Source organism: Brachybacterium paraconglomeratum (assembly GCF_003994255.1).
GTDB classification, from domain to species: domain Bacteria; phylum Actinomycetota; class Actinomycetes; order Actinomycetales; family Dermabacteraceae; genus Brachybacterium; species Brachybacterium conglomeratum.
The window spans coordinates 1-9,968 of the sequence record NZ_ML133871.1 but is presented as its reverse complement, the minus strand read 5'-3'; the positions used below and the strand labels follow the sequence as shown (position 1 = coordinate 9,968).

Sequence of the window (9,968 nt, the reverse complement as noted above, 5' to 3'; positions counted from 1 at the left end):
TCCCGCCGCGCGTCCACGGCCATCCTCGTGGCCCTCTCCCGAAGTTCATCGGGGTACTTCCTCGGTGCTGCCATGCTCCTCATCCTCCCGTGGGATCAGAGCCTCCACCAGACCCGGGGCGATTCAGGGTCAGCTGGTGCAGGCGCGTGAGGAGAGTGTCGCGCCAGCTGATGTCGGAGACTTCGTCGGCGGTGTCGAAGCGTGCCGCCTCCGCATCGACCGGGGCGTCCCCAGCGTTCTCCTCCGAGCTGTCCGCTATCTCCGGGGGGTCGGGAGTGGCTGCGTGGCGCTGGCGGTACTCGCGGCGTTTCTCCCGGTCGATCTCGACCACCCTCGCCGCTGCATCGCTGAGCGGCATCCGCAGCAGCTCGTGGCCGAATGTGGTCAGGGAGGAGACCCCGCGGGCAGGTTGATCGAGCGCGCCGATGTTCTTCGCTGTCCACCGTGCCCACTCCACGCGGTCCTCGAGCACAGACGAGGACGGCTTGTTGGGGTACATCACCGCGACCATGTCGTCGGCGCCAGGCAGCGTTGCCAGCACCTCCTCTCGCACCTCTCGAGCCTTTCCCGATCCGCCGAGAGTCTGCACAGCCATCAGGACAGGCAGGATCAGTTCGGTATACCGGGGAAGACCCTCCGGGCTCATGTCCGCAGTGGCCGCCATCGCTCCTCAGGCTCCCGTCAGTTCGGTGTAGCGCTTGAATAGCACCTCTTGGCGCTCTTCCTCGGTGCGCAGGGTCTTCCTGGCCCCGAAGGCCTTGTCGACGACTCGGTCCAAGGCATCGTGTGCCTTCAGGAGTGTGGGGTCCATGGCAAGGGGGTTGTAGTGGTCTGCCAGGGACCGCCCTGGATGTAGGGCACGTGCGTCGAGCACGGCGGCGCCTGCAGCGATTATCTTTGCTCGAACGGTGTCACTCACCTCGGGCAGGGGGAGGTTGTTCCAGACGACGGTGGCAGAGAATCGGAGGTCAGATTTGATGCGACCGCCAGTGGCGCGCTGCCAAGCCATGAACATCGAGCTACTGATGATCGCAAACAGGTACCCGGTTGGGTCTTCGGCGGTGAAGTTCGCATCGCCGGCGATGACCTCAGGCCCGAAGTGGGCGACGGTCGCAAACCGGCGGGTCTCAGAAAAGTGGCGAGGTATGCAGACGTACGGGACCCTCGGTTGGCGGCGCTCCCCGAACAAGCTGGGAGTGGCAGCTAGCTTGCTCGTTGCAGCCCGGCGGGACGCCTCTCGGTAGCTGCGAACGGCCTCTATGCGGCCACGAAGCAGCCCTGTGGGCTTCAGATCGGTGGGATCCAGATTCTCCAGCCAGAGGCACCATCTTGGGGTCCCGCGAATGAGTTCCCGCGCGCCAACGAACCTGCGGAGGTACTTGCTCGCGGCAGGGTCCAGCGACAGCTCCGGATAGCCTTCCGGACCCACAAGCAGGTGGCCGCCATCGTTGGGCATCGACCCGTACTGAACCGGGGGCAGCTCGGGGCTGAGTGGTTTGGACCGCTTGGCGATATACGCGCTCGGTCCGTCGACAAGGTAGGGGTTAATGCTGCGCGCGGGTTTCTGTTCGGGCTGTCCCTTCGGGGTGTCGTAGCTGTAGAGCGCTGCGGGAGTCTTCTCGTGCTTGTCGAAGCCGACGATGACGCAGTGGACGTGAGCAAGTCCGGGAGCTTCGGAGGTCCACGCGAAGGTCTGGTGGGCGAAGCGGATGCGCCAGCCGGCTTCGAGGATGGGTTTGAACAGGGCGGCGACGGGGAGGCCCTGAGCGATGGAGTTGGTGGAGACGAAGGCGAATCGTCCCCCGCGGGTGTAGTGGAAGTAGTCCGCTGCCTTCTTGTACCAGGCGGTGACGTAGTCGAGGTAGCCGTCGTAGTCCTCACCCCAGACCGCTTTGAGGTCTTCGACTTGGTCGCGGGTTTTCGTCGTGTGGCCGATGAAGGGCGGGTTGCCCACGATCATCACTCGCGGCGAGGCGGGGAAGATCCGAGACCAATCTGCGCGCAGGGCGTTGTGGACGTGAATGGTCTCGATCCGGTCCAACGGCAGCGGGTCTGGCGCCTTCCCTAGAGCGAGTTCCATGGCTTGGTTGGCCTGGTGGTCGACCAGGTGCAGGGCAGTCGAGGCGATCCGGGCTGGCCACTCCTCGATCTCGATCCCGGCGAAGTGATCCAGGGTGACCGGGAGATCTTCCTTGAGGAAGAACGCGGTCGGTGACTGCCAGCTGGTGTCGCCGAGCTCGTGGAGGCGCTTGAGGATGTCGAGGTCCAGGGCGCGTAGCTCACGGTAGGCGACGACGAGGAAGTTTCCGCAGCCGCAGGCGGGGTCGAGGATGCGCAGCTGACCGAGGTCGGCGCGGAGTCGCTTGAGCTTGCCGGTGTCGTGAACGGCGTCGGTGAATCGGCCGCGGAGCTCGTCGAGGAACAGTGGCTGGATGGTCTTGAGGATGTTCGTTTCGGTCGTGTAATGCTCGCCGAGCTCGCGACGGGCCTGGGAGTCCTTCACGGCCTGGAATAGGGATCCGAAGATGGCCGGTGAGATCGCGGACCAGTTGAACGCGCAGGCTTGCAGGAGCAGTTCGCGCATGCCGGAGTCGAACGAGGGGATTGAGGCGGGCTCAGCGAAGATGCCGCCGTTGACGTAGGGGAACCGGGCGATGGACTCATCGAGGTTGCGCTGCCGCTTGGCGGTGTCGCGGTTCATGGCCTGGAACAGCATCGCCAGCTGCGGTCCAAGGTCGGAGCCGTCCTCGCTGGTGCGCTGCTCGAGGAACTCATAGAACTGGTCACGCTCGCCCCACACGCCGGCGTCGTCCGCGTATAGGCAGAACAGCACCCGCACGAGGAACACCGATGCATCGTGGTCGTCGTAGCCGGACTCTGACAGCGCTTCGTACAGGTCCGCCATGATCTGGGCAGCCTTGACCGAGGCCTCCTCCTGCTGCTGGCTACCGAAGGAGCTGGTCTGGTAGCCGGCCAGGAACGCCAGCAGGTCGGAGTTGGCCGGCAGCTCTTCGAGGGTGAAGGTGTGCGTGTCGGCGCCGTCGGGAGCTTGGAGGTCCAGGACCCGGAACTGGGTGAAGTTGCTGGAGATGACCCAGCGCGGGGTCTCCACGTCAGTGAGGTCGTCGATGTAGTCCAGCGCCTGGCGCTCGGCTACCTCGAGGTCCTTGCCGGCGGACTTCATCTCGATCGCACACAACCCAGGCACGAGAGCATCGATATACCCGCGATGCCCGGTTGAGGAGCGCTTCGCACGCTTCTCGTACAGCGCAGCCTTCGTGCTCGTAATCCCGAAGACCCGCAGCAGGTCCCGAATGAACGACTGCGCCTGCTGACGCTCATCCCCAGGCTCGTCGCGCCAGTCCACTACGAACTGCGCAGCACGCCGCCGTATCTCGTTCAACGACAGCGCCTTCGCCATGAATCTCCCTCGAGTAGTGACCTCTCATGAGCGTACTAGCAGGCCAAGGAGGATCACGAGGTGCATGACGTCGCTTGCCGGTACGAGTGCCTGCCCTTGTCGACGAGTTACCGCGATTTCGGCCGGTGAAGTTCCTTGGAGTGCCGGCTCTTGGGTCAGGCGGTCATGAGGAGTCGGCTGGCCGGATCGAGGGTGTCGGTGGTACTGCGTACCGTTAGCTGAAGACCAACCTGCCACGAAGGGATCCTGATGCCCGCACCCTCCATGTTCCGCGATCTCGGCACAAAGCAAGTGACCATCGTTCACCTCGAAGGCTCCGAAGATGAAGTACGAATCGAGGCCGAAGCCTTAATTCAGGCCAAGAGCGGCTTCTTCGACATTGCGACCCCTATCTATGAGGGCGACATCGTCGAGTTCTCAGATCCCCGCGGCGGAACCGACCGCAAGCAGGCCTCTGAAGTGCACGTCAACGACTTCGGACCAGAGGACATGCGGCATACGAAGGTGGTGTGGGGCGCGGCGCCGGCAGTGCGAGTAGCTCCCGTGCGCCGTCTCTCGATCGAGCACCTTCATTCTGAGGTGGCGCAGGTGGCGAGCGACCTGTTCGCCGACGGCCATCACTCGCAGGCCGTCGCCGAGGCTTTTAAGTCGCTCGAGGTGCGGCTGCGCCGCATGACTGGCGCTGACAAGTCGGGGGTCGCGCTGGTGGGCGAGGCGCTTGGCGGCCCGGTGCCCAAGATCAATCTAGCAACCTCGTCAGGGCGGAGCGGGGTAGATGAGCGCGAGGGCTACCTGGCGATCTTCCGCGGAGTCGTACAGGCCGTCCGCAACCCGAAGGCACACGAGCTCGCAACTGACGAAGACCCTTGGGTAGCTCTCGAGTACCTAGGTATGGCGAGCTTGCTGCATCGGCGGCTGGATGGCGGACAACGAAACGACTGTTCTGGGACCGAATAAGACGTCCTCTTGGTCGTCAGATCCCACATCGACTCTGCAGTCTTGTTCGTTCCTGCAGGTATGCCACGGCGAACAGGCCCACTCCTAGCTTGACCCAACGTGCGCTCGACATCCACCTCACGGTTGCTCCGTCGCTTGGAGGGGTAGCTGGGGATTCTCGAGATAGCGGTACAGCGTGGATCGGCTGATGCCGTGTTCACGCGCGATTTGGACTTTCGGGGTGCCGGCGAGGGCGGCGTTACGGACGGAGCGGACCTGGTCGCTCTCGAGGGTGCGGGGCCGGCCTTTGTAGACGCCGCGCTTCTTCGCGGCGGCGATGCCCTCGGCCTGGCGCTGGCGGATGAGCTCGCGTTCGAACTGCGCGAACGCGCCCATCATGTTCAGCTGAAACGCAGCCATCGCATCCGCATGCCCGGGCTCGAAGGTTAGCCGCTCCTTGAGGAACTCGATGCTCGCACCCTTGCGTGGCTGTTGCTCGGTGTGTTCGGCAGGATCTCCGGTGATCTGCTGGACGATGTCGTTGAGGTCGATCACCGAGCGGGCCAAGCGATCCATGGAGGCGACGACAACGAGGTCGCCGCGGCGGACGTGCCGGATCAGGGCCTGAAGCTCCGGGCGGTCCTTCGCGCTCTTGCCGGACTGCTTCTCGGTGAAGGTCTGATCGCACTCCCCCACCGCCTCGAGCTGGCGCGCAAGGTTCTGGCCGGCCGACGACACCCGCAGGTATGCGACGCGCTGGCCCGGGGCGCGGTGTGTTTCGTTCACGTCTAAGACCCTAGCCGAGTCATGTGCCAAAATCCGGGATTGGACCTTTTGGTACAGGGGCGATGCCTCGCGGGTGACTGTCGCTTTTGGGTATACCCCACCGTGACAACCACACTAAGGTTCCGCTCTTTGGTGTCTCCCGGCTGCTGAGTCTGGCCACACTTCATCCGGCGGCGTGACCCACCCCTACGGCAAGACGGCTGAGCAGGAAGCTCCTATCCCGCCCGGAAAGGGGCATCGGGAGAGCCGTCCGCAAGGAGGCCTGATGTCACACTGAGGGTGTGCCCGTCGACATCAGAGCAGTGCTCCATCGCGTTGTGGATGACGTCTTCGACCGATCCGTCTTCCGCCGGGAAGAGGATGACCGCGAGGCCCCTAGTGCGTACCGTCTGCGGTTGAGTAGCGCCAGAACTCTGGACGATCAAGAGCGCCATGCCTCCCTTGCAGCAAGTTACGAGTGGTTCGAGTTCCATGTCAGCGACCTCGACGTAGGCACCAGGCGCTTCGACTACGGCGATGACGAGACTGAGAAGGAGGCGGAGCTGCGGAACCTCGCCTACATAGCGCGCGCCTACCTGCAGGGCGAAGGACGAGTGACCTATCGACCCAGCCTCATCCGCCGACGACCTCTGCCGACGTTGACGATCGAGACTCATGGGGTTCGTTGGCGCCTCGGGCGGCGTACGAGCACGGAGGAGGACTTGGAGAACTCCTCATGAGAGGACTGCATGCGAACCTGCAGAAGCACAGCCATCGCCGCATTGAAAAGTTGAGTCCTCGATCGTGGTGTAGCGCGGCGGTCCCGAGGTCACGTCGGACAGATTGTGTCACGGAATCCAAGTTCGCCCACCCCGCGACCCGCACCTACACCCTCAGATGCGCAGAGCCGGATTGATCCCCAGTTGCACGCCGGGCACGTCCACCTCATTCGCGAGCAACAGCGTGAGCACCCAGCTCACACCGCATCAGCCACCACGGCGACTCGGCGCCACCCCGGTTCCACTGAGATACTCACCCCATGGCACTTTCAGTCATTCATGAATACCAGTATTCAACCACAATGACATAGCCTTTCGCGCTCACGGTTAACCAAGGAAGTATGAGGCAACATCCGAGCCGACCAGTAGCGCCAAAGAAATATATAAGAGAGGCTCATGGACTCGCCCGAATACTCCAAGATGCTCCGGTGAGAAAAAGCCTCTCCGCCAAGGAGTGTCGATGGGCTTGGAGATCAGGCCGATCAGCCCAATAAGCATCACTAGCACCACTCCTGTCACCCCAATATAGCCAAGGATGTCTAGAAAACCATGCATTGAACCGCCCCCCGAAGGCTATGGACGTACGGACCTACCCTATCTATAGGTACGCCACGCGCCGTACCCTGTCGCCGCTGTGGCAGCCCACCAGCGCTTGGGGCCAGCCTTGTAGGAGGCTACATAAGATTGCCTGTATGTCATCCGATGACTTCTTGTAGTAGCCCGCGCCGACTTCCCCCCATTCAGAGGGAATCGGTGCGTAGCTCTATGTCCTCGCATGTACTTATATGCCTTCTTTGCTGTGCCGACAGCCCCCCGACCATATCGGAACCCTGGAACTGCAGCGAGCGCAACATCGAGAGCGGTATCCTTGGCAAAACTACCCCAGCTATAACGCTTTCCGAGTTTCTTCTTCTTGTATGCATTACTTCCAATGCTGATCGCGGCGGCGCCGACCGCAGCAACAGCACACGCGCCTGCACTAAGCACCACGCAGGCGCCCAAAGCAACTCCTGAGGCAATTCTCGTCTTGTTCTTCCATGCCCATCTTCCTGCAGACTTTAGGCGCTTCTTCCACTTTCCCTTATTGCCGTCCAAATCCGATTGGTTAACAGGGTCTGTGGGGTAGTTGTAGGCCGTGGCGTTTCCGCCAGGGACGGGGTCGACGCTAGTGAAGGCTCCCGTGATTCGGTTGTAGAACCGCACGCCCATGAGGGTCAGGTTCGCTGTCTCGGCGGTGGTGGAACGTTCTTTGGCTCCGAGCCAGCCGTAGCCCGCACTGGTGCCGACGGCCGCGGTCTGGGTGGGGTCGATGGGGGTGCCGTATTCGGTGTAGCTGGACCAGCCGGCGATGGTGGTTGCTGGCGTGGTGGCGGGGGTGCCGGCGGGGATCGGGATGGTGGTGGTGATGTCGTCGTGGATGCTCGGGAGCATGAGGGAGACGCCGCCGTCAGTGGCGATGCTGGCGCCGAGGTCTCCGCTGATGGAGCTGGTGTAGCGGAGGGTCTCGGTGGACCCGTCGGGCCTCTTCGTCTCGATCCAGGAGGGGTTGTCGGAGGAGTCGGTGTAGTGCCGGGTCGTGGTCGTCACCTCCCCGCCCTTCTCGCTGGACTGGACCAGGCGCCGCTTCGCGACGTCCAGGGTGAAGGTCGTGGTGGTGCCGTCCTGGGCGACCTTCTGGGGGAGGTCGTTGTCGAAGTACCCCAGCTGCACGTCGCCACCGGCGGGGTTCGGGGCGTGGGCTGCGGGGAGGATCGTCTGCCGCCCGAGGGGGTCGTAGACGTACCCGCCGGTGAGCCGGTCAGCGGTGTCGTAGGTCAGGGTCTGGTCGATGCCGGCGGTGGCGGCGCCGGTGGGGGTGCCGTCGGCCCGGATCGTCTCCTTCACGCTCTTGCGGGCGCCGTTGGTGGTGAAGGTGTAGTCCCGCACCGTGTAGGGGCTGACGTCGCTGCCCTCGACCGGGGTGCCGGTGAGGTCCTCGACCTTGGCGAGGTTGCCGGACTTGTCATAGGTGTAGCGGTGGTCGAAGTCCAGCGGGTTCCCGCCGGTCGGCTCGGTCATCTCCCCATCGGTGGTGCCGCCGTCGGGAAGGATCCCGGCGGTGGTCGCGATGGCGGAGGCGAACGTGGTCTGGTCGGTGCGGACCCGGCCGAGGATGTCGTTGGTCTGGGACCACGCGATCCAGTCCCCCGTGGTGACATCGCCCGTGTCGGGGTCGGTGAGCTGTCCCGCGTAGGTCAGGCCCACCTCTTCCCCGGCCTCGTCCACGTGATGGGTGACGGTGATGCCGCCGGGCAGCTTCTCCGTCGTCATCGCACCGCTGGGGTCATAGGCCGCGGTGTAGGTGAGGACCTCCGCGCCGGTGCGGGTGACCGTCTGCGTCGTGACCACGCCGCGGCGTTCGGGCTTCCCGTTCGCGTCAGTGCCGTCGTAGGCGAAGGTCGTGGTGCCCTTCGGGTCCGCGATCGAGGTGACGCGCGCGGCGGTGTCGTAGCTGGTGGAGGTCTTCTCGCCCAGCTGGTTGGTGTAGCTGGTCTCCTTGCCCCACAGGTCGTAGGTGAAGGAGTCCTTCGCGCCGCCGATCCCGGTGCCCAGCGGGTCGGCGATCCCGACCGCGTCGACCAGGCCGGTGGTGGGGTTGTACTGGGTGAAGATCGCCTCGGTCGCGACCGACCCGGCCACCCCGTTGGTGGAGGTGTTCTCCCACACCGCCCTCCCCGCGGCGTCGTACTTCACCTCGCTGGTGCGGGTCGCGGAGCCGGAGGTCTCGACCGTGGTGGTCGGGGCGAGCCAGTAGTCATACCCGGTGACCTTCGTCGAGGGCAGGGTGGGGCCGCTGCTGGGCGCGGCCGCGGGATAGGTGCGGCAGAGCTCGCCGGCCCAGGCCTTCGCCTGGTCGCTCGCCCCGCACGACGCATCCGCGGAGTTCGCGCCGGCGGTGTAGTAGATCGTCTTGGTGGTGCCGGCATCGGAGCCGTTCGAGGCCGGCATCCGGGTCTCGAGCACCTTGCCGCGGGCATCGAAGCGCTGCTTCGTGGTCTTCCCCGCCGCGTCGGTGACGGTGGTCGGGACGCCGAGGACCCAGCCCGAGGTCGGGTCATCCAGCGCCTTTCCGTCGATCGGGGCGTAGCCGTTGGTGGTCTTCGAGACCTCCTCCACTACCGTGGTCACGCCATCGTTCATATCGGTGGCGTTCACGGTGACGGTGGTCGGCAGGGCATAGGCCTGCCCGGTCACCGGATTCACCCCACCGTTCGGTGCGCCCTCGTCGTACGTCGTGAGGGTGTGGGGGCGCAGCCGGTCCGTGCTGCCGTCGGCGAGCATCACCGTGCGGGCGGGCCCGAACGTCTCTGTCACCACGGACCCAGCAGGCAGGATCACCGTGCCCGCGGCGTCCTTCTTCTCGTCGTTGAAGACGGTGCGCGTGCCGAGGTCATCGACTTGCGGACCGTCGAGGGCGGGGTCGGCGATCGCGGTCTGGATCGCGGTGGCGTCGAGCTCGCGGGTCACGTTGCCCTGATCGTCATACCGGGTCGCGGTGATCTGCCAGGCCCCGGCCCCGTAGGACGCGGTGTTGACCGTGTACGCCTCAGAGTTGATGTACTGCAGATCCGCGTACTGCAGATCCGCCGCCGAGACCCCGGTCCCGACCAGCGCGGTGACGGGCTTGTCCGGCCCGAACACCGCGTACCCGTTCACGGGCTTCTGCCCGAGATGCTCGGGCGTGCCCGGATCATCCTTCACCCACGCCGCGATCCCGTCCTCGGAGAGGTTCGGCAGCCCGGTCCCGGAGACAGGCACGTTGTAGACGATCGAGGCGATCTGCACCGCCGGTCCGCCGCTGGTCTGCGCGCCGCGCTGGACGTTCTTGACCACCTGCGTCGGCACCGACGCATCAGGGTTCGCGGCGTAGTTCAGCGTGTACCCGGCAAGCCCGGACGGAGTGATCGTCTTGATCCGGGTGGTGCTGCCCTCCCACGTGTAGGTGGTCGACAGGTTCGAGCGGACATCGGTCACCGTGGACAGGCGCGAGAGCGAGTCATAGGTGTAGCGGGTGACGGGCTGGGACT

6 protein-coding genes are annotated in these 9,968 nt (G+C 64.7%); 2 read left to right on the top strand and 4 right to left on the bottom strand.

Features of this window, described 5'->3' with window-relative positions; all coding sequences use genetic code 11:
- Positions 1–79: 79 nt before the first annotated feature.
- Both DS079_RS16860 and DS079_RS16855 read right to left on the bottom strand, forming a co-directional pair.
- Positions 80–664 carry a winged helix-turn-helix domain-containing protein gene (locus DS079_RS16860; protein ID WP_126988911.1) on the bottom strand — a complete coding sequence of 195 codons (585 nt, stop codon included), beginning with the start codon at positions 662–664 and terminating at the stop codon, positions 80–82.
- Positions 665–670: 6 nt separating this feature from the next.
- Positions 671–3,421: a class I SAM-dependent DNA methyltransferase gene (locus DS079_RS16855; RefSeq protein ID WP_126988910.1), complete on the bottom strand. Its 2,751-nt coding sequence runs from the start codon at positions 3,419–3,421 to the stop codon at positions 671–673.
- A 249-nt stretch (positions 3,422–3,670) separates the two neighbouring features.
- Here DS079_RS16855 and DS079_RS16850 point away from each other — a divergent pair, with 249 nt between their 5' ends.
- Positions 3,671–4,378 (top strand): TIGR02391 family protein, encoded by a 708-nt coding sequence (locus tag DS079_RS16850; RefSeq protein ID WP_126988909.1) that lies wholly within the window; start codon positions 3,671–3,673, stop codon positions 4,376–4,378.
- Between the two features lie 117 nt (positions 4,379–4,495).
- Here DS079_RS16850 and DS079_RS16845 read toward each other — a convergent pair whose 3' ends face one another.
- Positions 4,496–5,143 (bottom strand): recombinase family protein, encoded by a 648-nt coding sequence (locus DS079_RS16845; protein WP_126988908.1) that lies wholly within the window; start codon positions 5,141–5,143, stop codon positions 4,496–4,498.
- A 281-nt stretch (positions 5,144–5,424) separates the two neighbouring features.
- Between DS079_RS16845 and DS079_RS16840 the strand changes: the two genes are divergently transcribed.
- Complete coding sequence (locus DS079_RS16840; protein ID WP_126988907.1) at positions 5,425–5,862, top strand: hypothetical protein; 438 nt, start codon at positions 5,425–5,427, stop codon at positions 5,860–5,862.
- A gap of 633 nt (positions 5,863–6,495) precedes the next feature.
- On the opposite strand, the gene DS079_RS17670 is transcribed toward DS079_RS16840, so the two are convergent.
- A partial coding sequence (locus tag DS079_RS17670; protein WP_206516195.1) for an RHS repeat-associated core domain-containing protein occupies positions 6,496–9,968 on the bottom strand: 3,473 nt, incomplete at its 5' end.

Bases quoted from the DNA above. Each gene is read 5' to 3' on its own strand.
- DS079_RS16860 (WP_126988911.1), bottom strand. From the start codon at position 664: ATGGCGGCCACTGCGGACATGAGCCCGGAGGGTCTTCCCCGGTATACC.
- DS079_RS16855 (WP_126988910.1), bottom strand. From the start codon at position 3,421: ATGGCGAAGGCGCTGTCGTTGAACGAGATACGGCGGCGTGCTGCGCAG.
- DS079_RS16850 (WP_126988909.1), top strand. From the start codon at position 3,671: ATGCCCGCACCCTCCATGTTCCGCGATCTCGGCACAAAGCAAGTGACC.